Origin of the sequence: Streptomyces sp. NBC_01092 (assembly GCF_045039535.1) — a bacterium.
Taxonomy (GTDB): Bacteria; Actinomycetota; Actinomycetes; order Streptomycetales; family Streptomycetaceae; genus Streptomyces.
The window spans coordinates 4,604,817-4,630,266 of record NZ_CP108659.1; the positions used below are offsets into that span (position 1 = coordinate 4,604,817).

23 protein-coding genes and 1 tRNA gene are annotated in these 25,450 nt (G+C 70.9%); 7 read left to right on the plus strand and 17 right to left on the minus strand.

What is annotated here, in order from left to right; all coding sequences use genetic code 11:
* The first annotated feature begins 13 nt into the window (after positions 1 to 13).
* Both OG254_RS20615 and OG254_RS20620 read left to right on the plus strand, forming a co-directional pair.
* Positions 14 to 805, plus strand: a complete 792-nt coding sequence (locus OG254_RS20615) for a class I SAM-dependent methyltransferase (RefSeq protein WP_405583763.1) — start codon at positions 14 to 16, stop codon at positions 803 to 805.
* A gap of 88 nt (positions 806 to 893) precedes the next feature.
* The gene (locus OG254_RS20620; RefSeq protein WP_405583765.1) at positions 894 to 1,286 is read left to right on the plus strand and encodes a DUF3592 domain-containing protein; all 393 of its coding nucleotides are present in this window, start codon (positions 894 to 896) and stop codon (positions 1,284 to 1,286) included.
* A gap of 31 nt (positions 1,287 to 1,317) precedes the next feature.
* Here the strand turns inward: OG254_RS20620 and OG254_RS20625 are convergent, their stop codons facing one another.
* A complete protein-coding gene (locus OG254_RS20625; RefSeq protein ID WP_405583767.1) occupies positions 1,318 to 1,746 on the minus strand; it encodes a MarR family winged helix-turn-helix transcriptional regulator in 429 nt (142 codons plus the stop codon).
* Between the two features lie 62 nt (positions 1,747 to 1,808).
* Here OG254_RS20625 and OG254_RS20630 point away from each other — a divergent pair, with 62 nt between their 5' ends.
* Positions 1,809 to 2,621: an alpha/beta fold hydrolase gene (locus tag OG254_RS20630; RefSeq protein ID WP_405583771.1), complete on the plus strand. Its 813-nt coding sequence runs from the start codon at positions 1,809 to 1,811 to the stop codon at positions 2,619 to 2,621.
* 67 nt (positions 2,622 to 2,688) lie between these two features.
* Here OG254_RS20630 and OG254_RS20635 read toward each other — a convergent pair whose 3' ends face one another.
* A complete protein-coding gene (locus OG254_RS20635) occupies positions 2,689 to 4,923 on the minus strand; it encodes an MMPL family transporter (RefSeq protein ID WP_405583773.1) in 2,235 nt (744 codons plus the stop codon).
* Positions 4,924 to 5,053: 130 nt separating this feature from the next.
* Positions 5,054 to 5,653 carry a TetR/AcrR family transcriptional regulator gene (locus OG254_RS20640; protein WP_405583775.1) on the minus strand — a complete coding sequence of 200 codons (600 nt, stop codon included), beginning with the start codon at positions 5,651 to 5,653 and terminating at the stop codon, positions 5,054 to 5,056.
* A gap of 165 nt (positions 5,654 to 5,818) precedes the next feature.
* On the opposite strand from OG254_RS20640, the gene OG254_RS20645 reads away from it, so the two are divergent.
* Positions 5,819 to 9,103, plus strand: coding sequence for a S41 family peptidase (locus OG254_RS20645; RefSeq protein ID WP_405583776.1), 3,285 nt, complete (start codon positions 5,819 to 5,821; stop codon positions 9,101 to 9,103).
* A gap of 107 nt (positions 9,104 to 9,210) precedes the next feature.
* Here the strand turns inward: OG254_RS20645 and OG254_RS20650 are convergent, their stop codons facing one another.
* From OG254_RS20650 to OG254_RS20665, 4 genes are all read right to left on the minus strand, one after another.
* The gene (locus OG254_RS20650) at positions 9,211 to 9,366 is read right to left on the minus strand and encodes a hypothetical protein (protein WP_405583778.1); all 156 of its coding nucleotides are present in this window, start codon (positions 9,364 to 9,366) and stop codon (positions 9,211 to 9,213) included.
* A 92-nt stretch (positions 9,367 to 9,458) separates the two neighbouring features.
* On the minus strand, positions 9,459 to 10,343 hold the full coding sequence (locus OG254_RS20655) for an SDR family oxidoreductase (protein ID WP_405583780.1): 885 nt from the start codon (positions 10,341 to 10,343) through the stop codon (positions 9,459 to 9,461).
* A complete protein-coding gene (locus OG254_RS20660) occupies positions 10,340 to 11,284 on the minus strand; it encodes an alpha/beta fold hydrolase (RefSeq protein WP_405583782.1) in 945 nt (314 codons plus the stop codon). Before OG254_RS20660 ends, OG254_RS20655 begins: the two co-directional genes overlap by 4 nt.
* Positions 11,281 to 12,786, minus strand: coding sequence for a flavin-containing monooxygenase (locus OG254_RS20665; protein ID WP_405583784.1), 1,506 nt, complete (start codon positions 12,784 to 12,786; stop codon positions 11,281 to 11,283). Before OG254_RS20665 ends, OG254_RS20660 begins: the two co-directional genes overlap by 4 nt.
* A gap of 174 nt (positions 12,787 to 12,960) precedes the next feature.
* Here OG254_RS20665 and OG254_RS20670 point away from each other — a divergent pair, with 174 nt between their 5' ends.
* Positions 12,961 to 13,587 carry a MerR family transcriptional regulator gene (locus OG254_RS20670; protein ID WP_351194644.1) on the plus strand — a complete coding sequence of 209 codons (627 nt, stop codon included), beginning with the start codon at positions 12,961 to 12,963 and terminating at the stop codon, positions 13,585 to 13,587.
* On the opposite strand, the gene OG254_RS20675 is transcribed toward OG254_RS20670, so the two are convergent.
* Positions 13,584 to 14,387, minus strand: coding sequence for an exodeoxyribonuclease III (locus OG254_RS20675; RefSeq protein WP_351194602.1), 804 nt, complete (start codon positions 14,385 to 14,387; stop codon positions 13,584 to 13,586). The genes OG254_RS20670 and OG254_RS20675 overlap by 4 nt on opposite strands.
* 77 nt (positions 14,388 to 14,464) lie before the next feature.
* Here OG254_RS20675 and OG254_RS20680 point away from each other — a divergent pair, with 77 nt between their 5' ends.
* Positions 14,465 to 14,941, plus strand: coding sequence for a GNAT family N-acetyltransferase (locus tag OG254_RS20680; protein ID WP_405583787.1), 477 nt, complete (start codon positions 14,465 to 14,467; stop codon positions 14,939 to 14,941).
* A gap of 3 nt (positions 14,942 to 14,944) precedes the next feature.
* Here OG254_RS20680 and OG254_RS20685 read toward each other — a convergent pair whose 3' ends face one another.
* The 8 genes from OG254_RS20685 to galU all read right to left on the minus strand — a co-directional run bounded on the left by OG254_RS20685 (position 14,945) and on the right by galU (position 21,886).
* Complete coding sequence (locus tag OG254_RS20685; protein ID WP_405583789.1) at positions 14,945 to 16,177, minus strand: MFS transporter; 1,233 nt, start codon at positions 16,175 to 16,177, stop codon at positions 14,945 to 14,947.
* A 103-nt stretch (positions 16,178 to 16,280) separates the two neighbouring features.
* Positions 16,281 to 16,354: transfer RNA gene (locus OG254_RS20690), tRNA-Ala, on the minus strand.
* A gap of 72 nt (positions 16,355 to 16,426) precedes the next feature.
* A complete protein-coding gene (gene glpR / locus OG254_RS20695; RefSeq protein WP_405583791.1) occupies positions 16,427 to 17,680 on the minus strand; it encodes a gephyrin-like molybdotransferase receptor GlpR in 1,254 nt (417 codons plus the stop codon).
* Between the two features lie 194 nt (positions 17,681 to 17,874).
* Positions 17,875 to 18,522: a GNAT family protein gene (locus OG254_RS20700; RefSeq protein ID WP_351194609.1), complete on the minus strand. Its 648-nt coding sequence runs from the start codon at positions 18,520 to 18,522 to the stop codon at positions 17,875 to 17,877.
* Positions 18,523 to 18,542: 20 nt separating this feature from the next.
* Entirely contained in the window at positions 18,543 to 19,079 is a 537-nt protein-coding gene (locus tag OG254_RS20705) for a molybdenum cofactor biosynthesis protein B (protein WP_405583794.1), read from the minus strand.
* Complete coding sequence (gene moaC, locus OG254_RS20710) at positions 19,076 to 19,570, minus strand: cyclic pyranopterin monophosphate synthase MoaC (RefSeq protein WP_148000538.1); 495 nt, start codon at positions 19,568 to 19,570, stop codon at positions 19,076 to 19,078. Before moaC ends, OG254_RS20705 begins: the two co-directional genes overlap by 4 nt.
* Positions 19,571 to 19,656: 86 nt before the next feature.
* Positions 19,657 to 20,979 carry a gephyrin-like molybdotransferase Glp gene (gene glp / locus OG254_RS20715; RefSeq protein WP_405583796.1) on the minus strand — a complete coding sequence of 441 codons (1,323 nt, stop codon included), beginning with the start codon at positions 20,977 to 20,979 and terminating at the stop codon, positions 19,657 to 19,659.
* A 4-nt stretch (positions 20,980 to 20,983) separates the two neighbouring features.
* Positions 20,984 to 21,886, minus strand: coding sequence for a UTP--glucose-1-phosphate uridylyltransferase GalU (gene galU, locus OG254_RS20720; RefSeq protein ID WP_147999788.1), 903 nt, complete (start codon positions 21,884 to 21,886; stop codon positions 20,984 to 20,986).
* A 61-nt stretch (positions 21,887 to 21,947) separates the two neighbouring features.
* On the opposite strand from galU, the gene OG254_RS20725 reads away from it, so the two are divergent.
* Complete coding sequence (locus OG254_RS20725) at positions 21,948 to 22,601, plus strand: 5-formyltetrahydrofolate cyclo-ligase (protein ID WP_405583798.1); 654 nt, start codon at positions 21,948 to 21,950, stop codon at positions 22,599 to 22,601.
* 73 nt (positions 22,602 to 22,674) lie between these two features.
* Here OG254_RS20725 and OG254_RS20730 read toward each other — a convergent pair whose 3' ends face one another.
* The gene (locus tag OG254_RS20730) at positions 22,675 to 25,437 is read right to left on the minus strand and encodes a penicillin acylase family protein (protein WP_405583800.1); all 2,763 of its coding nucleotides are present in this window, start codon (positions 25,435 to 25,437) and stop codon (positions 22,675 to 22,677) included.
* Positions 25,438 to 25,450 lie beyond the last annotated feature (13 nt).

The window sequence follows — 25,450 nt, forward strand, 5'->3', positions numbered from 1 at the left end:
CAGGGAGCAACGCATGTCCCACTACCTCTTCGACAACACCGACGCCCGCACCCCGTCCCGCTTCTCGACGCTCGAATCGTGCTACGACCCGGTCTCGCGCCGTCAGCTGGAACTGGCCGGCCTGGGCCCGGGCCTGAGGTGCCTGGAAGTCGGCGGAGGCAGCGGCTCGCTGGGGGCCTGGATGGGCGAGCGGGTCGGCCCCGAGGGTGAGGTCACGGTGACCGACCTCGACCCCCGCTGGGCGGAGTCCCGGCCCCGCCCGCCGCAGGTGCGCCTGCTGCGCCACGACATCGTCAACGACCCGCTGCCGGGCGACGGCTACGACGTGATCCACGCCCGTCTGGTCCTGCTGCACCTGCCGGAACGGCTCGCCGTACTGGACCGGCTCGTGGCGGCCCTGCACCCAGGCGGACGGCTCCTGCTGGAGGAGTTCGACTGCACCTGGATCCCTCTCCTCGCCACCCCCGACGAAGAGTCCGCCGCGCTCTTCGCCCACGTCCAGAGCGCGCTCATGGCCCGGCTGGAGAAGGCGGGCGCCGATGTGGCGTGGGGTCGCCGGGTGCCGGGCGCGATGATCCGGGCGGGCCTCACCGAGGTCACGGCGACGACGTACGCCGAGTCCTGGCAGGGCGGCGGCACGGGCGTCGACCTGCACCGCGTCAACATGGAACAGGCTTTGGAGGGGCTGCACGCCGAGGGCGTCACCGACGCCGAACTGGCGCGTTTCTTCACCCTCCTCAAGGACCCGTCCTTCGTCATCAACTCCTACCCTCTGATCAGCACGCGGGGTCGCCGCGCCGCGTGAGACCGGGGCGGCAGTCGCAACCGGGCGGCGGTGCGACACGTCCTTGTGCGCGAAGGCTCGAACAGTCTCACGAGGCAAGGGTGAGTTCATGGGCGTCATGTTGTGCTGGGCGGCTGCCGTGCTGCTTCTCGTGGTCGCCGTACGGGAGGGCTTCCAGGTGCGGCGGCTGCGGATCGAGGGAATCCGCACCCACGGCGTGGTCGTCGACAACGTTCGCACCAGCGACAGCGACGGGGGGCCCATGTGGGTCCCGGTCATCGCCTTCACCGACCAGAGTGGATACCGGGTGGAGTTCTCACCGAAGGTCCGCGGCAGCGGGATGGGGCTCGCGACCGGACGGCAGGTCCCCGTGATCTACTTCGCCCACAACCCCCAGAACGCCCGCGTGTTGATGCGCCGGCACATGCAGGGGACGGTGTGGTTCGCGCTGTTCGGCGGGCTGGCCTTCCTCGGCGCCGCGGTCTGGATCAGCCTGAGCTGACGGCCCGCAGAGACCAGAATCCGGGCACTCGTCAGAGTGGCTGTGCCCGACCGTCCCCGTTGAGCCGCTGAAGAAGGTCGAGCAGCGTCACCCGATCCTCGTCGGACAACCCGGCGAAGCACCCCGCGAGCGTCTCGTCGGCGACCCGCCGACCGGCCGCCAGCACCCGCTCGCCGGCCGGCGTGAGGTGGTGTTCGATGCGTCGGCCGTGACCCTGCCGGCGTTCGACGAGGCCCTGCGCGGTCAGGCGGCCGACCAGCGTTCCGAAGGCCTGCTCACTCTGGAAGGTCGCAGGAGCCAGGGCGCGGGCCGAGGACCCGGGAGTGCGGTCGATCGCCCGCAGGGCGTCCCACTGGGCGAGCGTCGTGCCGACGGTGGAGAGCGCGCTGTCGAGGGCGCGGTGGTGACGGTACTGGGCGTACTTGATCGCCCTGCCGAGATCTTGCAGGTCACTGGGCATGCGTCGAGTTTACGGCATGACTAAGCTAGCTTATATAAAGATGTTTAGTTACAGTGGCGGGCATGACGACGAACGGCACGACGAACGGCACGACGGACAGCACGACGGACATCACCGCGACCGTGTACGACGACCTGCCCCTCACCCTCTCCGAGGCCGGATCCGGCCGCCCCGTGCTCATCCTGCACGGCGGTGGCGGTCCCGCCACGGTCGCCGGGATCGCCCGGCACCTCGCCGGATCCGCGCACACCCTGACGCCCGTGCACCCCGGCTGGGACGGCACGCCGCGCCCCGCCCGGCTGACCGGCATCGACGACCTGGCCCTCGCCTACCTGCACTTCCTGCACGACCGAGGACTGCGCGACGTCATGGTCATCGGCTCCTCGCTCGGCGGCTGGACCGCCGCCGAGATGGCCGTACGCGACACGGCGGGCATCATCACCGGCCTCGTGCTGATCAACGCCGTGGGCGTGCACGTCGAGTCCGAACCGATCGCCGACATCTTCGCGCTGGACCCCCGCGCCATCGCCGAGCACACCTGGCACGACCCGGACCGCTTCTACGTCGACCCCGCCGACACACCGGCCGGGCAACTCGCCGCCCGGCAGGCCAACATGGCCACCATGCGCGTGATCGCCGGTGACCCATACATGCACGACCCCAAGCTGATGCGCCGGCTGGGACGTGTCCGGCAGCCCGCGCTCCTGCTCTGGGGGGAGAGCGATCGTGTCGTCACCCCGGCCTACGGCGCGGCGTACGCGGACGCGTTCGGCGACGGGCGGCTGGAGGTGATCCCCAAGGCCGGTCACCTCCCGCAGGTCGAGCAGCCGGAGGCCACCTTCGCCCTCATCGACGCCCATCTGCGAGAGGAATGAAGAAGCCGGTGAGAGCCACCCGTCCCCACGGGGCCCTCACCGGCCGGTCTACTTCAACGCCGGCCGCTCAGACGCGTGCCAGCGCGCGATCCTCGTCGGGATCGGCGTTCTTCCCGGACTCGGCGTCCGTGCGCAGGCCCTCGCCCTCCACGTCCACGTTCGGCAGGGCACGGTCCAGCCACTTCGGGAGCCACCAGGCCTTCTTCCCTAGCAGCGCCAGGACCGCCGGCACGATGGCCATCCGCACGACGAAGGCGTCGAAGAAGACCGCGATCGCCAGGCCGAAGCCGATCATCTTGACCATGGACTCGGACGAGCCGATGAAGCCCGCGAAGACCGCCATCATGATCACGGCCGCGGCCGTGACGACCCTCGCGCCGTGCTTGAACCCGGTCACCACCGCCTGGCTGGGCTTCTCCCCGTGGACGTACGCCTCGCGCATCCGCGTCACGAGGAACACCTCGTAGTCCATCGCCAGGCCGAAGACCACGCCGACCATGAAGATCGGCATCATCGACATGACCGGGCCGGTCTCCTCCACGCCCATGAGGCCCGCGAACCAGCCCCACTGGAAGACCGCGACCACGGCGCCGAGCGCCGCCATCACGCTCAGCAGGAAGCCGAGCGCCGCCTTCAGCGGGACCAGGATCGAGCGGAAGACCACGATCAGGAGCAGGAAGGCCAGGCCCACCACCAGCGCCAGGTACGGCAGCAGCGCGTCGTTCAGCTTCTGCGAGACGTCGATGTTCATCGCCGTCGAGCCGGTGACCAGCACGGTCGCGTCCGTGTCGGCCTTCACCTCCGCGCCCTTGTCGCGGATGGAGTGCACGAGGTCCTCGGTCGTCACCGACGACGGCTTCGACTTCGGGATGACGGTGATGGTCGCCGTGTCGCCCGCCTTGTTGGGCGCCGCCGGCGTCACCGTCACCACGTTCTTCAGACCCTTGATGTCATCGCCGACCTGCCGGAAGACCGCGTCCGGGTCCTCCTTGCCCTTGGCGTCGACCACGACCATCAGCGGGCCGTTGAAGCCCGGCCCGAAGCCGTCGGACAGCATGTCGTAGGCACGGCGCTGGGTCGTGGACGTCGGCTGCGTGCCGTCGTCGCCGAGGCCCAGTTCGAGGGAGCTCGCCGGGATGGCCGCCGCGCCGAGGCCGATGACACCGAGCAGCAGCACGGCGATCGGACGGCGTACGACGAAGCTGGCCCAGCGGGTGCCCATGTTCGGCTTGGCCTTGCCGGAGGCCGCCTTCTTCTCGGCGCGGTTGCCGCCCATCCAGCGGCTCTTGCTGCCCGTCGGGCGGACCTTCTTGCCCGCGTACCCGAGCAGCGCCGGGATCATCGTGAGCGCGATCAGCACCGCGATCACGACCGTGCCCGCCGCCGCGATGCCCATCTTGGTCAGCATCGGGATGTTCACGACCGACAGGCCGACCAGCGCGATGACGACGGTCAGACCGGCGAACACCACCGCCGAGCCCGCGGTGCCGACGGCCCGCCCGGCCGCCTCCTCGCGCTCGCGGCCCTCGGCGAGCTCGGCGCGGTAGCGGGAGACGATGAACAGGGCGTAGTCGATGCCGACCGCGAGGCCGATCATCATCGCCAGCGTCGAGGTCGTGGAGCCCAGCTCCAGCGCGCTGGCCAGGGCGGTGATCGTCGAGATGCCGATGCCGACGCCGATCAGGGCGGTGAGCAGCGGAAGCCCCGCCGCGATCAGCGAACCGAAGGTGATGACGAGGACGACCGCGGCGACCGCGATGCCGATGATCTCCGTGGCACCGGTCTCGGGTGTCGTCTGGAGCGCGTCACCGCCGACCTCGACGGTCAGCCCCGCGTCCCGCGCGTCCTGCGCGGCGTCCTCCAGTGCCTCCCGCGAGGAGTCCTGGAGTTCCATGCCGGAGACCTCGTACTTGACCGACGCGTACGCGATCGTGCCGTCCTTGCTGACGGCCTTCGCGGTGTACGGGTCGGCGACGGAGACCACCTCGGAGCCGTCGGACAGCTCCTTGACGGTGTCCTCGACGGTCGCCTTGTTGCCGGCGTCGGTCATCTTCTGCCCGTCGGGTGCCTTGAAGACGACCCGGGCGGTGGCGCCGTCGGCGCTCATGCCGGGGAAGCGCTGGTCCAGCAGGTCGAAGGCCTTCTGCGCCTCGGTGCCGGGGATCGAGAAGGACGTGGTGCCCGCCGCGGGCGCACTGGCCGCGCCCACACCGGCGAGGGTGAGCAGCGCGATCCATATCAGGGCGACGAAGTGCCGTCGCCTGAAGGCGAGTCGGCCGACTTTGTAGAGGAACGTGGCCACGAGGGCGACTCCCGGTCAGGTCGTGGGGTTGGGGCGCCCGGCCGGGGTTCCGACACAGGCCCAGGGCAGGAGTGATCAGCCCGACGACGTGAGCGGGTACGTCAGGAGGAGGGCTAGCTGAGGGGACTCGTCAGTTGACGTGAACGCCGAGGGCGGGGAGGACCACGGCGTCGATGTACGAGGTGAGGAACGTCTGCGTCGGAGGCTGGTCGTCGATCAGCGTGCGCGTGGCGAACGCGCCGACGAGCATGTGCACGACGTAGCCCAGTGCCGGGCAGTCGGCGCGGACCTCGCCGCGGTCGACGGCCCGCTGGACCAGCCGGTCGAACTCCGCCATCTCCGGCTCGATGAGCAGTTCCTTGAATGCCCGCAGGAGATCGGGGTTGCCGTGCACCGCCATGAACAGACCCCGCATCAGCGCGGCGTTCTGCTGCATGGCGCAGTCGTCCTCACGGCAGGTGAGGGCGTGCAGGTCGCCCCGCAAGGACCCGGTGTCGAGGTCGGCGGTGTGACCCGGCTTGTTGTGCCGGATCGCCTTCGCCACCAGCTCCGGCTTGCCGCCCCACTGGCGGTAGAGCGTCGCCTTGCTGGACCGGGTGCGGGCCGCCACGGCGTCCATGGTGAGGGCGTCGTAGCCGACCTCCCGGAGCAGGTCGAGCACGGCCTCGTACAACTCGGCCTCACGCTCGGGGGTGATGCGGGTGCGACGTGCGCTTGCGACCTCGCTCACCGACTTCACCTTCCCACTCCGAACGACACGGTTTCGTACACCCCGACGATAGCGCAATCTCCGAGCGAAACGAAACGGTTTCGTTCGTGTTCTGGCTCACGCCGGTCCGGATGACATGGAATGTCACGAGTTGCTCAGGTACGTCCGCGGGAAAAGCATGGGGAGGTGAGCTATCTGCGCCTGCCGCACCTCCATGACGACCTGCTGTGCTTCGTGGCCGAGGACGACCTGTGGCTCGCTCCCCTCGACGGACCGGGCCGCGCCTGGCGGCTCACCGTGGACCGCACCAAGATCGGCCACCCGCGCTTCGCCCCCGACGGCCGCCGCATCGCCTACACGAGCTGGCGCAGTCTGGTCCCCGAGATCCACCTGGTCCCGGTGGACGGCGGGCCGGGCCGGCAGCTCACCCACTGGGGCTCGGCGGACACCCAGGTGTGCGGCTGGACCCCCGACGGGGTGATCCTCGCCGTCGCCTCCCACGGCGAGCCCTTCTCCCACTACACCTGGGCCTACAAGGTCCGCCCCGACGGCGACCCCGGCCGCAAGCTCCCCTGGGGCCCCTGCTCCGACATCCAGGTCGCCGACCTCGACGGCGAGCGCAGGAGCCTGCTGCTGACCGGCACCCCGCCGCACGAACCGGCCGCCTGGAAGCGCTACCGGGGCGGGGCCATGGGCAGGCTGTGGCTGCACGGCGAACGCCTGCTCCCGGACATCGGCGGCCACCTCGCCTCCCCCATGTTCGTCGGCGGCCGTATCGCCTTCCTCTCCGACCACGAGGGCGTCGCCAACCTCTACTCCTGCGCCCACGACGGCTCCGACCTGCGCCGGCACACCGACCACGACGCCTTCTACGCCCGGCACGCCTCCAGTGACGGCACTCGGGTGGTGTACCAGTGCGCGGGCGACCTGTGGATGGTGGACGACCTCGCCGCGGACAGCGAGCCGCGCCGGCTCGACGTACGGCTGAGCGGGCCGCGCGCGGGCCGTCGCACGTACCAGGTGCCCGCCGCCCAGCACGTCGACGGCGTCTCCGTCGACGAGACGGGCCGCGCGAGCGCCGTCGTCGTACGCGGCAGCCTGTACTGGCTGACCCACCGCGACGGCCCCGCCCGCACGATCACCGACACCCCCGGCGTACGGGTCCGGCTCCCGGAGATGCTCGGCTCGGTCGGGCAGGTCGCGTATGTGACGGACGCGGAGGGCGAGGACGCGATCGAGATCGCCTACCTGCCCCGGGCGACCGGCGACCGCGAGCCGCGCCGGCTGGCCTCCGGCGAGGTGGGCCGGGTCCTGGAGATGGTCGCCGACCCGAAGGGCGAGCGCCTCGCCCTCGCCTCGCACGACGGACGGCTGCTCCTGCTCGACGCGACGGAGGACTCTGGGGGCACCTCCCGGACGAAGTCTGGGGGAGGGGAGGTCACGGAGCTCATCCAGTCGGTCAACGGACCCGTGCGGGACCTGGCCTTCTCGCCGGACGGCACCTGGCTGACGTGGTCGCACCCCGGCATCGGCCGGTCCCTGCGCCAGATCAAGCTGGCCCGCATAAAGGACCGCCTGATCGTCGACCTGACCAACGGCCGCTTCGAGGACGAGAATCCGGTGTTCACCCGGGACGGCCGCTACCTCGCCTTCCTCTCCTGGCGGGGCTTCGACCCGGTGTACGACGTCCACACCGGCGACCTGTCCTTCCCGCTCGGCTGCCGCCCCTATCTGGTGCCGCTGTCCTCCGCGACCCCCTCCCCCTTCGCCCTGAACCCCGAGGGCCGCCCGGCGGCCGGCGGTCTGGACCCGGTGGAGGACGAGGAGGGCGACGGCGGCGGCGCGACGACGATCGAGGTCGAGGGCCTGGAGAACAGGGTCACCCCCTTCCCGGTCACCGCCTCCAAGTACTCGGCGCTGTGCCCGGTCTCGGGCGGCGGGCTGGTGTGGCTGCGCTGGCCGATCTCGGGCGCGCTCGGCGAGACGTTCGCCAACCCGGACGACACGACCGGGCGGCCGACCCTGGAGCACTTCAACATCAGCAAGGCGAAGAAGTCCGAACTCGTCGACCATCTCGACTGGTTCACGGTGAGCGGCGACGGCACCCGGCTGGTCCTGGTCGACGAGGGCGACCTGAGGGCGGTCCCCGCCACCGAGTCCGGCGACAGCGACTCGACGGTGTGGATCGACGCCCGCCGCATCCTGCACGAGGTGGACCCGGCCGCGGAGTGGAGGCAGTCGTACGAGGAGGCGGGCCGGCTGATCCGGGCGTACTTCTGGGAGCCGCAGATGTGCGGCATCGACTGGGACGGGGTCCTCGACCAGTACCGTCCCCTCGTCGAACGGGTCGCCTCCCCCGACGACTTCGCGGACCTGCTCCGCGAGGTCCTCGGCGAGCTGGGCACCTCGCACGCCTACGTCTCCGCCGCCCGCCGCAACGAAGGCCCAGCCCACTACCAGCGCTGGCAGGGCCTGCTCGGCGCCAACCTCGTACGCCGCGACGACGGCTGGGCGGTCAGGCGCATCCTCCCCGGCGAGTCCTCCGACTCCAAGGCCCGCTCCCCGCTCGCGGGCACGGGAATCCGCGAGGGCGCGGTCCTCACCCACGTCGACGGCCGCCCCGTGGACCCGGACACCGGCCCCTCCGCCCTGCTGGCCGGCGCGGGCGGTACGACGGTGGAGCTGACGTTCACCCCGGCCGAGGGCGTCGCGGGCCGGGCACGCCGCGTGGCAGTGGTCCCGCTGATCGACGAGCGCCCCCTGCGCTACCAGGACTGGGTGGCCAAACGCCGGGCGGTCGTAAGGGAGTTGAGCGGCGGCCGGTGCGGCTATCTACACATCCCCGACATGGGCGGTTCGGGCTGGGCCCAGTTCAACCGGGACCTGCGGATGGAGATGTCCCGCCCCGCGCTGATCGTCGACGTACGCGGCAACGCGGGCGGCCACATCAGCGAGCTGGTGGTGGAGAAGCTGACCCGCACGATCCTGGGCTGGGACCTGACGAGAAACGCCCAGCCGGTGTCGTACGCCTCGAACGCCCCGCGCGGCCCGGTCGTCGCCCTCGCCGACGAGGCGACCTCCTCGGACGGCGACATGATCACGGCGGCCTTCAAACTCCTCAAGCTGGGCCCGGTGGTCGGTCAGCGCACCTGGGGCGGAGTGGTCGGCATGACCGGCCGCCACCGCCTCGGCGACGGCACGGTGATCACGGTCCCGATGAACGCGGCGTGGTTCGACGCGTACGGCTGGTCCATCGAGAACAAGGGCGTCACCCCCGACCTGGAGATCCTGCGCACCCCGCTGGACTGGGCGGAGGGCCGCCACGCCCAGCTGACGGACGCGGTGGAACTGGCGCTGGAGCTACTGGAGTCGAACCCTCCGGCAACGCCTCCGGATTACGCACACGTACCGGACCGGTCGAGACCAAAATTGCCGCCAAGGAATCAAGCAGGGGCAACGCCAACTCCTTAGGGGCGCGGGGAACTGCGCGACCAGCCCCCACCGGCCCCGCACCCAAATACGCAAACGCGGGGCACCCACCAGTCAGGGGGCACCCCGCGTCTCAGCGAACCGACTGACTACCGGTCGTAGTCCTCGTCGAACCGCTCCTCGTCCTCACGCGTCCGCTCGGACTCCTCGTCCCGCTGCGGCCGCTGACGCCCACGCTCCTGCTGACCGTGCTGACGCGCACGCTCCTGCAGCTGCTCGGACTTCTCCTTGAACTGGTCCTTCATGCCCATGTGGGTTCACTCCCGTAGTGGGTGGGGTTGGCCCCTCGCTGGGGCCTCGACCAGATTCACACGGGCCATAACCCTGCGCATGTCGATCAGTTACGGCGCGTAATACGCTCCTGCTCATCGGCCGCGCCGCCCGCTCCGACCAGCCCGGTCCGCACCCCCACCAGCCGGTCTCCGAACCGCCGCATCTCCCGTTGCCCCACCGTCCCGATGAGCCCCGGCAGATACCCGCGCACACCCTGCATCCCGCGCAGCCACCACTGCGCGTACACATGGCTGGAGCGCCGCTCGATCCCGGCCACGATCCGGTCGACCGCCGGCCCCAGCGGATAGGTCTTGTTGGACGGCCACGGCAGCCGCTTCCTCAACTCCCGCATGACGTCGTCCTGATCGGCGCCGCGCACCATGTCCGTGTCGGTCCAGGACAGATACCCGACCCCCACCCGCACGCCCTTGTAACCGACTTCGGCCCGCAGACTGTGCGCGTACGCCTCCACGCCCGACTTGGACGCGCAGTACGCGGTCATCATCGGCGCCGGGGTGATCGCCGCGAGCGAGGCGATCTGCAGCAGATAGCCCCGGCTCTCCATCAGCACCGGCAAGAACGCCCGGGCCGTCACCGCCGACCCGATGAGGTTGACCTCGATGACCCGCCGCCATGCCTCGGGGTCGGAGTCGACGAACGGCCCGCCGCTCGCGACACCCGCGTTGGCGACGACGATGTCGACCTTCCCGAACCGCTCCTTGACCTCCTGCGCCACGCGGGCCATCGCCTCGTGGTCGGTCACGTCGGCGTACCAGTGGCCGCTGTCGCCGTGCAGCCGCTCGGCGACCTGCTTGAGGGCGTCCGGCTCAAGGCCGACCAGCGCCACCGTGGCGCCGCGCGCGGAGAGCTTGCGGGCGAGCAGCTCCCCCACGCCCCGCGCCGCACCCGTGACGACGGCGACCTGTCCTTCGAGGCTCACCTTGCTCATGCGCCCTCCTTCACCTGCGTGTACGTCGTGGCCCTGGGGGTTGTCGGGACGAGTTCCCGTATCTTCGCGGTCACCAGCTCGGGTGCCTCGATCGGCGTCATGTGCCCGAGGCCGGGCAGTTCGGTGACGCCGAGGCAGTGCGGCAGCGCGGCGGCCAGGGAGCGCGCGTGCACGGGCGGGGTCAGCCGGTCGGCCGTGCCGACGATCACCGCGGTCGGCACCGCCAGCTCGCGGACGCCGTGGTCGAGATCGAGCAGGTCGAGCACCCGCGACCAGGCGTGGCGCACCTTGCGCGGGCACGCGTGCACGATCCGCGCGCATGCCTCGACCATCTGCGGGGCCGAACCGGGGCCCATCGTCGCGTACTTGAGGATGGCCCGGGCGATCGGCGTGACCGGCCCGAGCGGCGCCCGGGAGCCGAGGACGCGTCCGGTCAGCCAGGTGCGCAGCCGGCCCGCGCGTATCGGTATGACCGTCGACTCGGCGACCAGCCGCGAGGCTCCGGTGCTGCACAGCAGGGCGGCGGCGGCATGCTCACGAAAGCCCGGGCGCGCAGCGGCGGCCATCACCGTCATGCCGCCCATGGAGTGCCCGACGATCACGGCCTTCTCGCCGGGTGCGAGCGTCGCCCTCAGGACGGCTTCGAGGTCGTCGGCGAGGGCTTCGGTGCCGTAGTCCGGGCTCGCCGGGCTGCGTCCGTGGCCGCGCTGGTCGTAGGCGACGACCCGGTGGTCGACGGCCAGTTCGCGGATCTGCGCCGCCCAGAAGGCGGTCGAGCAGGACCAGCCGTGCGCGAGGACGACGGCGGGGGCGCTCGGGTCGTCGACCAGGCCGTGCAGCTCGACGTGCAGCCGGGCGCCGTCGGCGGACACGACCGCCAGCTCACGGGCGGGGGCGGGCGGGGCGTACGGCCCGGAGGCGACGTGCATCAGGCGGCTCACGCGGTCACCTCCGCGCTCTGCCTGGCGTCGGCGGACGCCCGCACGACTGTGTACTCCGCGAGATCCACGCTGCGCGTGGCCCGCCGGAACTCGCTCGTCGTACCGGGCCAGACGGTCGTGTTGCGGCCGGCGGCGTCGAGGTACCAGCTGGTGCAGCCGCCCGTGTTCCACACCGTCCGCTTCATACGCTCCTGCACCTGCCGGTTCCAGGTGTGCACGGCGCTGGGGCGGGCGTCGAGGGCGACCCGGCCGCCGAGGACGTCGAGCTGCCGTACGAAGTCGGCCATGTAGTTCAGCTGGGACTCGATCATGAGGATCATGGACGAGTTCCCGAGGCCGGTGTTGGGCCCGATGATGGTCATCCAGTTCGGGAACCCGGCGGCGGAGGCCCCCCGCAGCGCTTCCATCCCGTCCTTCCACGCCTCGGCGAGGCTCTTGCCATCGGCGCCCACCACCCGCTCGGCGATCGGCATGTCGGTGACGTGGAACCCGGTCCCGAACACGATCGCGTCGACCTCGGCCTCGGTGCCGTCGGCGGCGACGACCGTGGAGCCGCGGATCTCGCTGAGCCCGCTGGCGACCACGTCCACGTTGGGCCGGGCGAGCGCCGGGTAGTACGTGCTGCTCAGCAGGATCCGCTTGCAGCCGATGCGGTAGTCGGGGGTCAGCTTGGCGCGCAGGGCCGGGTCCTTGATCGCGCGGGCCATGTTCTGCTTGGCCAGCCGCTCGATGAAGCCCAGCTCATTGGGGTGCTTGGTGAACGCCTGGACCTGGAGCTCCCGGATGCCCCACAGCAGACCGCGGCGCAGCTGGGTGGTGAAGGGCAGGGCCCGGTGCAGGGAGCGCTCGGCGCCGCTGATGGCGCGGTCGACGCGGGGCATGACCCAGGGCGGGGTGCGCTGGAAGAGCGTGAGCCGCTCGACCTCGGGCTGGATGGACGGCACGATCTGGATGGCGGAGGCGCCGGTGCCGACCATGGCGACGCGCTTGCCGCGCAGGTCGTAGTCGTGGTCCCAGCGGGCGGAGTGGAAGACCTTGCCCGGGAAGGAGTCGAGCCCCGCGATGTCGGGGACCTTCGGGTCGGAGAGCGGCCCGGTGGCGGAGACGACGAGGTCGGCCGACAGACTCCCGCTGCTGGTCTCGATGTCCCAGCACAGCCGCTCACCGTTCCAGGTCATCCGCTTCACCTCCGAGTTGAGGCGGATGTGCGGCCGCAGCCGGAAGACGTCCGTGACGTGCTCCAGGTAGGCGCGGATGTGCTCCTGCCCGGAGAAGGTGCGCGGCCAGTCGGGGTTGGGCGCGAAGGAGAAGGAGTACAGATGGGACGGCACATCGCACGCACACCCCGGATAGCTGTTGTCCCGCCAGGTGCCGCCGACGCTGTCGGCGCGCTCCAGGACGACGAAGTCGGTGACGCCCTCGCGCCGCAGCCGTACGGCGGCCCCCAGTCCGCCGAACCCGGACCCGACCACCGCGACCCGCACATGTTCGCGTTCGGCCATGCCTGTGCCTCCACACTTCATTTGCTTCAACACCTCAACCGGAACCACGCCAGTGAACACTGGCGCAATGGGGAGAGTAGAGGAGGTCCGTACCGACCGGTAGGGGTCGGGACGAGGAAAGTTACCCGCGGTACGAATTAAGGTTCCGGGGTGACCGAGACGCGTGAATACCGCATGGAGGAGCTCGCCCGACTGGCCGGCATCACGGTGCGCACCCTGCGCTTCTACCGAGAACGCAAGCTGATCCCGCCACCACGGCGCGAGGGTCGCATCGCCTGGTACGACGACCACCACCTGGCCCGGCTGCGCACCATCGCGGCCCTGCTGGAGCGCGGCCACACCCTCACCGGCATCGCGGAACTGGCGGAGGCCCTCGACCACGGCCGCGACGTCGCCGACGTCCTCGGCGTCACCCCGACCGAGGAGGAGCCGGTCCGCCTCACCCCCGAGGAACTCGCCGCCCGCTTCGAGGGCCAGGTCACCCCGGACAACCTTGCCGCCGCGCTGGACCTCGGCTACCTGGGCACCGACGGCGACGAGATCGTCCACATCAGCCGCCGCCTGCTGGACGTCTCCTCGGCCCTGGTCCGCGAGGGCATCCCCCTCGCGGAGGTCCTGGCGGCCGGGAAACGGGTCCGCGAACACGTGGACGACCTCGCGGAGATGTTCGCCGCCCTGGTGCTCCGCTACGCGGAGGAGGACGACCTCCACCGCCTGCGGCCGCTCGCCCGGAGCGTGGTGGAGGCGGAGCTTTCCCTGGCGCTGGACCGGCGACTGCGTAAGCAGAGCGAGCGGGACTAACGCTCGTAGACCACCGTCACCGGGGCATGATCCGACCACCGCTCGGCATGCGTCGCCGCGCGCTCGACATGACCCTTGACCGCCCGCGCGGCGAGCCCGGGCGTCGCCACGTGGTAGTCGATGCGCCATCCGGTGTCGTTGTCGAAGGCCCGCCCCCGGTACGACCACCAGGAGTACGGCCCCTCCGCGTCCGGATGCAGCGACCGCACGACATCGACGTAGCCGCCGGCGGAGGGGTCGAAGACCTCGGTCAGCCACTCCCGCTCCTGAGGCAGGAACCCGGAGTTCTTGGTGTTGCCGCGCCAGTTCTTCAGGTCGGCCTGCTGGTGGGCGATGTTCCAGTCGCCGCAGACGAGGACCTCGCGCCCGTCGGCGGCGGCCCGCTCCCTGAGCCCCTTCAGATAGGCCAGGAACTCGTCCATGAAGCGGACCTTCTCGTCCTGGCGCTCGGTGCCGACCTCGCCGGAGGGGAGGTAGAGGGAGGCGACCGTCACACCCGGCAGGTCGGCCTCGACGTAGCGGCCGCTGCCGTCGAACTCCGCCGAGCCGAAACCGACCTGGATGCGGTCCGGCTCACGGCGGGTGTAGAGGGAGACGCCGGCGCGGCCCTTGGCGGCGGCGGGCGCGTGCACGACATGCCAGCCGTCCGGCGTGCGGACGTGCTCGGGCAGCTGCTGCGGCTCGGCGCGCACCTCCTGAAGACACAGCACGTCGGCCTCGGTACCGGCGAGCCACTCCACGAAGCCCTTCTTCGTGGCGGCCCGCAGCCCGTTCACATTCACAGAGGTCACAGTGAGCACCACGGCACCCTACCGGCACACTGGACGGTGTCCGGTTCTGGAACTTCTTGATCTTGAATTGATATACGGTACATAGAATGAATATACGTAGCGTCTCGTTCGACCACCCCGACGCGGTGAAGCTCAACAACCAGGTCCAAGGCGAGTACGCCGTCCGCTACGGCGACGAGGGCGACGCCACGCCCCTCGCCCCGACCGACTTCGATCCGCCGAACGGCCTGTACCTGATCGCGTACGACGAGCTGGGCACCCCCGTCGCGTCCGGCGGCTGGCGGGCCCAGGACGACAACGGCGAGGGCAACCAGGACGGGGACGCCGAGCTCAAGCGGATGTACGTGGTCGACTCGATGCGCGGCCGGGGCCTGGCGCGACGCATCCTGGCCGCGCTGGAGGACGACGCACGGGCGGCGGGCCGCATCCGCATGGTGCTGGAGACCGGCGCCAAGCAGCCGGAGGCGGTGGCGCTGTACGAGTCCAGCGGATACGAGCCGTGCGGGAAGTTCGGCTTCTACCGCTTCCACGAGCTGAGCCTGTGTTTCGCCAAGGCGCTGTAGCGGTCACTTCCCGGTGGCGTTGATGCGGTACACGTCCCGCACACACAGGTTGAGGGCGGCTGCGGCGACCGCGAGACCGCCGCACGCCACCAGCACCGTCCGGTTGTCCCACACGCCGACCGCGAGCGCGGTGATCAGATAGCCGAGCGGAATCGCCAACCGCTCCCCGACGCCGTTGAACGCGCTCAGCCGCCCCAACTCGCCCTGCGGCACATGCTGCTGACAGGCCGTCGCCCACGCGACGATGGCCACGTCGAGCCCGATGCCCGCGAGCAGCGTCGCCAACAGCACCCAGGGCAGCGGCAGTCCCCACCCCATGGCGAGCAGGGGCCCGGCGAGCGGCGCAGTGGCGGCGACGGCCACGAACAGGAGGCGGTACGGCCGCCAGCGCAGACACACCACCGTCCCGGCCAGCAGCCCCGCCGCGAACGCGCCCTGCACGAGCCCCCAGTCACGCGCCCCGCCGTACTGCTCCGCCGCGACGACCGGACCGAGCAGCTGGAACCCCGCCAGCCACGCGGCGACAAGGACGGCCCCGGCGGCCGTATAGGTCCACACCCAGGTCCGCGACCAGAAGCCGGTCCAGCCCTCCCGCAGGTCACTCAGCACAGTGGTGACGGGGACGGGCGCGTCCAGGCGCAGCCCGCGCAGCAGGACGGCGGCCACGGCGAAGGTGAGCGCGTCCCAGGCCAGCGCCCAGGCCGGGCCGCTGAAGGCGACGATGGCGCCGCCGACGGCCGGCCCGAGCACCTTGACGGCGTTGCTCGGCAGCCGGAGCAGGGCGTTGGCCTGCTGCAACTGCTCGGCGGGCACGATCTGGGCCACGGCCCCCTGAGCGGCGGGCAGTGTGAAGGCGACGGCCGTCCCCGAGAGGAAGCCGCAGACGGCGACAGTGGTCGTCGAGGCGTGCCCCGTGGCGACGATCACAGCGAGCGCCCCTTGGGCGGCGCCCGCCAGCAGATTGCCCACGAAGAGCATGCGGCTGCGGGACATACGGTCCGCGAGCACGCCGCCCATGAGGAGGAAGAAGATGGTCGGAACGGTGTTCGTGGCGAGCACCACACCAAGGTCCCCGGCCCCGCCGCCCTCCCCGATCACCGCGTAGGCGAGAGCGAGGGGCGCCATCGCGGACCCGGTCGCGGAGATCAGACTGGCGGTCACAAAGCGCCGGAAGGCCACGATCCGCAGCGGCGCCGTACGCCTTGCTGTCGGTAACGGTGCGGCGGTCTTGGCCACGCTCCCCCTCAGGGCTCGGCTCCGAGACAACAAAAATCCCGCCCGATCAACCGATCGGACGGGATCTCGCCAACTCCCAAGTTTCCTTGGGAAGTTGTTGCGGTGGACCTGAGGGGATTCGAACCCCTGGCCCCCTCGATGCGAACGAGGTGCGCTACCGGACTGCGCCACAGGCCCTTGCAACGAGTGAAACTTTAGCACCCCGATCGGCGTGCTTGGAAATCCGTTCCTGCCCGCCCCGGGGTGCGGCTACTCGTTCGCCGCGCGCGGCCGCTCGCCGTCCTCGTACTGGTCGAACAGCGGCGTACGGCCGCGCTCACGTGCACGGCGTGCGGAAGCGGCCCGGCGTGCGTCGCTACGACCGCCCCCCTCGCCCTTCTCCTCCTCGCGACCGGCGTCCCCCGAATCGGCACCCCGCGCGGACCCGTCAGCGGCCTCGGCGCCCGCCTCCCGGTCCCGGCCGACGGGGCTCGACCGTGCCGAGCTCCAGGCGTCCGGCGCACCGAGGTCCACGTCGGAGGAGGCGCGGGGCGCGACCGGCGCCGTCACGTACGTCGGCAGCGGCACCGGGACCGGGTCCCAGCTGTCCCCGTGGCCGGGGCGGCGCTGCCGCTCGCGCTGCTGGTCGACCCACTCGGCGTGATCGGTCTGCTCGACGAGGGCACGGCGGTCCGCGGCGAGGGCGGACAGCCCGGGATCGGTGCCTGGTTCGGGCCCCTCGTCGGACTCGTCGGCACCGGCCCCGGCGTCGGCGCTCCCGCGGCGGCGGGACTGGCGTGCGTGCTCGCGCAGCCGCTGTGCGGCGGCCTCGGCGCGGCGCCGGTCCATCTGGTAGGCGAAGCGGCGGCGCTCCTGCGACCGCAGATACGCGATGTACCCGCTGAGGAGCACGGCGGGAATGCCGGGCGCCCACAGGAACGCGAGCCCGCCGACCGCGGCGACGATCGCGCCGAGGGTGAAGGCCATGAAGAGGACGACGGTGGTGCGCCTGCGGCGTGCGAGCGCCTTCGTGCGCCGGGCCCGTGCCGCGGCAGCCTCGTCCGAGGGGGAACGCCGGGCCGCGGGCACACGCTTGCGCGCCTTGGCCGCCTGGCCGGAGCCCGGTTCGGCCGCGGGTCCGCCGGCGCGCTCGGACGCCGGCTTGGCCACCGGTTCGCGGGCGGGTTCTCTCGTCGGCTCCGGGCGCCCGGACGCCTGCGCCTGAACCGTCGCCTGGGTCTGCGGACGGGTCGGAGGCATGGCGAAGGCCCGGACGTCCACCGACTCGGTGGCATCGCCCGAGGTATCGGCGCTGGGCTCCCCCTCCTCGGTGGAGCGCGCGCGCAGGTCCTTGGCGTACCGACGCTCCATCCCCGCCCGTCCGGACAGCAACCGGATGGCCGTGCTGAAGCGTTCCGTCGGACGGGCCTCGTTCAGCTCGTCCTGCCTACGGAGCCACATCGGCACCAAGTAGGCGGCCCAGGCCCCGACAATGACTGCGTAGATGAGGCCGCTGCTGCTCACGCCTCACACGGTAGAGGGGTTTGCGTGAGGCCATCCGCCAATTGAGCCGGTGTGTCGCACGATCTGGCTGATATTTCGAACTTTTTTTGTGACCGATGCGATCAGCAGCCCGCTCGGGGCGCGAATTTAATGCCCGAGCCGGTCATCCGGCGATCAATTTCGAACACCTATTCAATTTCCAGGGTCCTTCCGTGCTACGCGGGATTCCCCTGCGAGTTCTGCCGGGTGCTCTGCGGGTTCGAGCGCGGCGCCTTCTGCGAGCGTGTCCGCTGCCAGCGGCTCAGCAGCCCCTCCGGGACCTCTTCCGCGGTGAGCGCGAACACGAGATGGTCGCGCCAGGCTCCGTCGATGTGGAGATATCGCGGACGCAGCCCCTCGTCGCGGAATCCGAGTTTCTCCACGACCCGGCGGCTGGGCCCGTTCTCGGGGCGAATGCAGACTTCGATGCGGTGCAGACCGACGGTCCGGAAACAGTGGTCCACGACAAGCGCCACGGCCGTCGGCATCACCCCGCGGCCCGCCACCGCCTCGTCCACCCAGTAGCCGACATGACCCGAACACATCGAGCCCCAGGTGATCCCGGCCACGGTCAACTGCCCGACCAGCCGCCCCTGGTACTCGATGACGAACGGCAGCATCCGGCCCGCGCCCGCCTCGGAGCGCAGGTGCCGGACCATCTGACGGTAGGTCGGCCGGTGCGCGATCGGCCCGCTGGGCGTGGGCGGCGGAATCGTCGCCTCCCACGGCCGCAGCCAGTCCCGGTTGCGCCGGTTGACCTCGCGCCAGGCCCGCTGGTCGCGCATCTTTATCGGCCGGAGGACGACGTCGCCGTCCCCCAGCACGACGGGCCAGGATGGGCTGTTCAGCTCGCACCCCCGCTGCTCGGTCTGGGGTGGTCGCCGCCGCGGATCTGGTCGACGGCGTGGATCAGGAGGGGCTCCAGGACGGCCAGTCCGTCCTTCACCCCGCCGCTGGAGCCGGGCAGGTTCACGATCAGGGTGCCCCGCGCCACTCCGGCCAGGCCCCGGGAGAGCGCGGCGGTCGGCACCTTGTCCCGGCCGAACGCCCGGATGGCCTCCGCGATGCCCGGCACCTCGTGGTCGATCACCTCGCGGGTGGCCTCGGGGGTGCGGTCGGTGGGCGAGATGCCGGTACCGCCGGTGGTGACGATGACGTCGTACCCGGCGTCCACGCCGGCGCGCAGCGCGGCCGTCACGGGGTCGCCGTCGGGCACGATCCGCGGTCCGTCGACGGCGAAGCCGAAGCCCCCCAGGCCGTCGGCGACCAGCGGGCCGCCCTTGTCCTCGTAGACCCCGGCGGCAGCCCGGTTGGAGGCGGTGATCACCAGGGCGCTGTACGGCGCGGGCAGTGCGCCGCCGGTTGATGCGTCCAGTGTCATGACCGGCTCCAGTCGCCCGACTTGCCGCCCGTCTTCTCCTCGACCCGTACGTCCGTGATGACCGCTCCCTTGTCGACCGCCTTCACCATGTCGATCACGGTGAGCGCGGCGACGGAGACCGCGGTGAGGGCCTCCATCTCGACGCCCGTGCGGTCCGTGGTCTTCACGGTGGCCAGGATCTCCACGGCGTCGTCCGCGACCGACAGATCCAGTTTCACACCGGAGAGCGCGAGCGGGTGGCAGAGCGGGATCAGGTCGGGGGTGCGTTTGGCGCCCATGATGCCCGCGATACGCGCGGTGGCCAGGGCGTCACCCTTGGGGACCCCCTCGCCGCGCAGCAGCTCGATCACGCGGGGCGAGACGAGGACGCGTCCGCTGGCGCGGGCGGTGCGCGCGGTCACGTCCTTCTCGGAGACGTCGACCATCCGGGCCGCGCCCGCGTCGTCGATGTGCGTCAGGCGGTCCTGGGTGGGTGGGTCCTGCGTGCTCATGCTGGTGTCGCGCTCCCGGTCCGGGCCCGCCGCGGTGCGGCGCACGGGCCTGCTGTGCGCGACACGGTACCGCCAACCTGGGCGGCTCAGCCGAGCAGGACCACCTCGACCTCGCTGCCGGGCTCGACGCTCTCCACGTCCTCGGGGACCACGATCAGCGCGTCCGCGTGCGCGAGGGCCGCGATGAGGTGCGATCCGGCGCCGCCGACCGGCCGGACTTCGCCGTCCGCGTACTTTCCGCGCAGGAACTGTCTGCGCCCCTTCGGCGAGGTCAGCGCCTTGTCGGCGGTGAGGGTCGCTGTCATGCGCGGCCGGTGGACGTCCTTCAGGCCCATCAGGGTGCGGATCGCGGGGCGCACGAAGATCTCGAAGGAGACGTACGACGACACCGGGTTGCCCGGCAGGGCGAGCAGCGGGGTGTGGTCGGGGCCGATGGAGCCGAAGCCCTGGGGCTTGCCGGGCTGCATGGCGAGCTTGCGGAAGTCGATGCCGCCGCCGGCTTCGTCCTCGTCGCCGACGTGCGACAGCGCCTCCTTGACGACGTCGTACGCCCCGACGCTGACGCCGCCCGTGGTGACCATGAGGTCGGCGCGCACGAGCTGGTCCTCGACGGTGGACCGGAGCGTCTCGGCGTCGTCGGCGACGGCGCCCACGCGGTAGGCGATGGCGCCGGCGTCGCGGGCGGCCGCGGTCAGGGAGAAGCTGTTGGAGTCGTAGATCTGGCCCTCGGCCAGTTGCTCGTCGGGCTGGACGAGTTCGCTGCCGGTGGACATCACGACCACGCGCGGGCGCGGGCGCACCCGAACGGTGCCCCGGCCGATGGCGGCGAGCAGGGCGATCTGGGACGGCCCGAGGACCGTGCCCGCTTCGAGCGCCTTGTCGCCGGCCTTGACGTCGCTGCCCTTCGCCCGCACGTGCGCGCGTGCTTCGGCCGGCCGGTAGATGTGCACCTGGCCGTGCGCGCCCTCCGGGGCGAGGCTGCGGGCGCGCATCCCGGTCACCGGGCCCTCGCCGAGCCCTCCGTCGGTCCACTCCACCGGAACGACGGTCTCGGCGCCGGGCGGCAGCGGGGCGCCGGTCATGATGCGGGCGGCCTGGCCGGGGCCCACCTGGGGCGGATCGGCCTGGCCCGCCGCGACGTCACCGACGACCTCCAGGACCGCCGGGAACTCCTCGCTCGCGCCCGCGACATCCGCGACCCGCACCGCGTACCCGTCCATGGAGCTGTTGTCGAACGGCGGCAGGGAGACCTGCACCGTGACGTCGTCGACCAGGACGCAGCCCTGGGCGTCGAGCAGTTGCAGCTCGATGGGTTCGAGGGGGCGGACGGTCGTGAGGATGTCCTCCAGGTGCTCGTCCACCGACCAGAGGTGGTCCTGACCGGCGGGGCGCGGCGCGGCGGTGCTCAACTCGCTACATCTCCTCGGCTACGTAACTGCGAAGCCAGGTCCGGAAGTCCGGGCCCAGGTCTTCACGTTCGCACGCGAGTCTGACAATGGCACGCAGGTAGTCGCCGCGGTCGCCGGTGTCATAGCGGCGGCCCTTGAAGACGACGCCGTGCACCGGGCCGCCGACCTTCTCGTCCTGCGAGAGCTGCTGGAGGGCGTCGGTGAGCTGGATCTCGCCGCCGCGACCCGGCTCGGTCTTGCGCAGTATGTCGAAGATGTGCGGGTCGAGGACGTAGCGGCCGATGATCGCGTAGTTCGACGGGGCGTCCGCCGCGGCCGGCTTCTCGACGAGGTCGTGCACCTTGACGACGTCGCTGTCCTCGGTGGCGTCCACGGCCGCACAGCCGTAGAGGTGGATCTGCTCGGGTGCGACCTCCATGAGCGCGATGACGCTGCCGCCGCGCTGCTCCTGCACCTCGACCATCCGCTTGAGCAGCGGGTCGCGCGGGTCGATCAGGTCGTCGCCGAGGAGGACGGCGAAGGGCTCGTTGCCGACGTGCGGGGCGGCGCACAGGACGGCGTGGCCGAGGCCCTTGGGGTCGCCCTGGCGGACGTAGTGCATGGTCGCGAGGTCGCTGGACTCCTGCACCTTGGCGAGCCGGCCGGCGTCGCCCTTCTTCTGAAGAGCGGATTCCAGCTCGTAGTTGCGGTCGAAGTGGTCCTCGAGGGGGCGCTTGTTGCGGCCCGTGATCATGAGGACGTCGTCGAGGCCCGCCGAGGCGGCCTCTTCGACCACGTACTGGATCGCCGGCTTGTCGACGACCGGCAGCATCTCCTTGGGAGTGGCTTTGGTGGCCGGCAGGAAGCGGGTGCCCAGACCCGCTGCGGGGATGACAGCCTTGCTGATCCGAGGGTGCGACTGAGTCATGCCCGACACCATATCCGGTGCCTTTGCAGGGAATCTGAGGCTCCGGTTAATTCACTCTCATATGAGCGCATTAGGAAGGGTACGAGTGCGACCAGTGACTCACTCCGGACGTCCGGTCGAGACTGACAAGCGAAGGTTGCGGCGAGAGTTCATCTCGGTAAGAAGCAGGTTGACGGCCGATGACCTGCGGGAAACGGCGACCGAGTTGGCGGGGCGAGCCCTGGAGCTGCCCGAGCTGGCGCACGCGCGCGTGGTGGCGGCGTACGTCTCCGTGGGGAGTGAACCCGGCACGCTCGCGCTCCTCGACGCGCTGCGCGCCCGGGGCGTCCGCGTGCTCCTGCCCGCCCTCCTGCCCGACAACGACCTCGACTGGGGCACCTACTTCGGGCAGGACTCCCTCGCCCGCGTCCAACACGGCGGGAAGATGGCCCTCTTCGAGCCCGGCGGCGAGCGCCTCGGCCCGGACGCGGTGACCGGCGCGGACGTCGTGCTGCTGCCCGGTCTGGCGGTCGACGCGCGCGGGATGCGTCTGGGGCGCGGCGGCGGGTCGTACGACCGCGTCCTCGCCCGTCTGGAGCGCGCGCAGGCCCGGCCCGCGCTGGTGGTGCTGCTGTACGACTCCGAGGTCGTCGAGCACGTCCCCGCGGAGCCGCACGACCGCCCGGTGCACGCGGTGGTGACGCCGTCGCGGGTGCGCCGGTTCCCGGAGTCCTGAGCCGCGCTCCGCATGCGAAGGGGCCCTCCACGCGCGCGTGGAGGGCCCCTCGTGCCGTTCGGGCGTCAGCGGGTCACGGCTTGAGTACGAGGGTGTCGCTCGTGCTCTCGTCGACCGCGCCGTCCGTGAAGGACCAGTCGAGCAGTTCGCCGTCGGCCCACTTGTCCGTCTGGTCGGTGTAGTGGGCGTTGTAGGCGTGCCCGGAGGCGCCGGTGAGGTTGATCCACTTCGACTTGTCGAGGTCGCCGAGGTTGACCACCATGCGCATCGACGGCACCCAGACGACGCCGTAGCCGCCGGCCGCGTTCCAGCCGCTGGCGTTGACCGTGGCCTCGCCGCCGCTGAGCTTCCAGGGGCCGCGGTTGAGGGCGTACTGGAGGAAACCGGGGCCCTCGGTGCCGAGAGTCTGGTTCTTCAGGAACAGGCGGTGCAGCCGGCCCCAGTTCCAGGTGTCGATGTCCTTGCCGAGCTTGGCGGTCAGCTCCCAGCGGGCGTCGATCATGGCGCGCCTGAACAGCTCGTCGCGGTTGTCGGCCGAGGGTCGGGCGCCCGAGGAGGGCGTCTTCCACCAGTCGCTGTCCTCGTCGTCCATCAGGCTGCGCACGACCTCGAACCAGCGGTCGCCGCCGTCCGGCTGCGCCTGGTCCGCGTCGCGCTCACCGCACTCGCGCACCTTGCTCTCGCCCTCGTCCACCGGGCCGGTGGTGTCGGCCTTCTCGACCCACAGGCACTGGCCCTCGACCCGCAGTTCCTTGGGCAGCTTGTTGCCGAAGGCGAGCTTGAGGATGTTGCGCCAGACCGAGTTGAAGTAGGCCGCGGCCGCCGAGTCGGCGGTCTGGGTGTAGTCCCAGCCCTCCAGCAGCTCCTGCGCCTCGCGGACGTCCTTGTCGTCGATGTCGATCTTGAGCAGCTTGGGCACCAGCAGCTTGGCGATCTCGCTGCTGTCGTCGAGCTGCATCTGGCGCATGTCGTCGGTGGAGATCTTGCCGCCGCCGTCGATCTTCGACTGGATCAGGTCGGTGATGCGCTGGCTGCGGGCGCCGTAGCCCCAGTCCGTGGTGAGCGTGTACGGGTACTTGGCCTTGTCGACCACGGCCTGGTTGGCGGTGACGATGTAACCGCGGGCCGGGTCGTACTCGTACGGCAGCTCGTCGTCGTCGATGTAGCCCGTCCAGCGCGACCTGGGTTCCCAGCCCGGCACCGGGACGGAGCCGTCGTAGCCCTGCGCGCGCGTGGGGATCTTTCCGGGCAGCGTGTAGCCGATGTGGTTCTCGGTGTCGGCGTAGATCAGGTTCTGCGAGGGCACGTCGAACAGGGCCGCCGCGGCGCGGAAGTCAGTCCAGTCCTTCGCCCTGTCCATGGCGAAGACGGCGTCCATGGTGGTGCCCGGGTCCAGCGCGGTCCAGCGCAGCGCGATGCCGTAGCCGTCGCCGCGGTCGGGGGCGGCGGCGTCGACGGTGGCCTTCCTGCCGACCTTCACGAGCTCGTCGCTGCGGTCGGACAGCAGGGGCATCCCGTCCTTGGTCTCCCGGACGACGATCTTCTTGGGCGAGTCACCGGCGACCTTGATGGTCTCCTCGCGCGAGGTGAAGGGCACCGTCTTGCCGCCGTACAGGTAGCCGTCGCCGGAGAGCTTCTCCAGGTAGAGGTCGGTGACGTCGGCGCCGGAGTTGGTCATGCCCCAGGAGATGTTCTGGTTGTGGCCGATGACCACGCCGGGCATGCCCGCGAAGGTGTAGCCGCTGACGTCGTACTGGCACTTGCTGGAGACCGAGCGGCAGTGCAGGCCCATCTGGTACCAGACCGACGGCAGCGAGGCCGACAGGTGCGGGTCGTTGGCCAGCAGCGGCTTGCCGGTGATCGTGTACTTCCCGGCGACCACCCAGGAGTTGGAGCCGATGCCGTTGCCGTTCACGCCGACGGCGGTCGGCAGGTCGTCCAGGACCTCCTGGAGGCCCGAAAGCTGGCTCTGCAGGCCCGCGGTGCCGGAGGAGGTGCCCGTGCCCGCCGTGCCGCCCGCGGACGAGCCCGCGGAGGACGCGGAGCCCGTCGGCCCGAAGGTCTTGGTGGCCTCGTCGTACTGGCCCGCCTGGACGATCGTCTTGTTGCGGTCGTACGGGTACTGCGGGTACAGGTCCGCGATCTCCTTGGGGCCGAGACGGCTGGTCATCAGGGCGCGGTCGATCTCGTCCTGCATGTTGCCGCGCAGGTCCCAGGCCATCGCCTTCAGCCAGGCGACCGAGTCGACCGGGGTCCACTTCTGCGGCTTGTAGTCGTTGGTGAAGCCGAGGGCCGCGTACTCCAGGGAGATGTCCTCGCCGTCCTTGCCGTCCAGGTAGGCGTTGACACCCGCGGCGTAGGCCTGGAGGTATTTCTTCGTGGACGCGGACAGCGTCTTGTCGTACTCCTGCTTCGCGATCCGGTCCCAGCCCAGGGTGCGCAGGAACTCGTCACTGTCGACCTGGCTCTTGCCGAACATCTCCGACAGGCGCCCGGAGGTCATGTGACGGCGGACGTCCATCTCCCAGAACCGGTCCTGGGCCTGGACGAAGCCCTGCGCCATGAACAGGTCCTCGTCGGAGGAGGCGTAGATCTGCGGGATGCCGTAGCCGTCGCGCTTCACGTCGACGGGCCCGGACAGGCCCTTGATCGTGATCGATCCCTTGGTCTGCGGGAACGAGGCGCGCACGGTACTGATGGACCAGTACGCCCCACCGGCGACGCCCGCGACGACGGCCAGCACCAGCACGAGAACTAGCAGGCGGAGTTTGCGCCCCTTCTTCCTGCCGGACTTGCCGGGCTGCTGACCCGTGGAGGCGGTGGTGTTGGGGGGCATCGCTGTCCTTGCT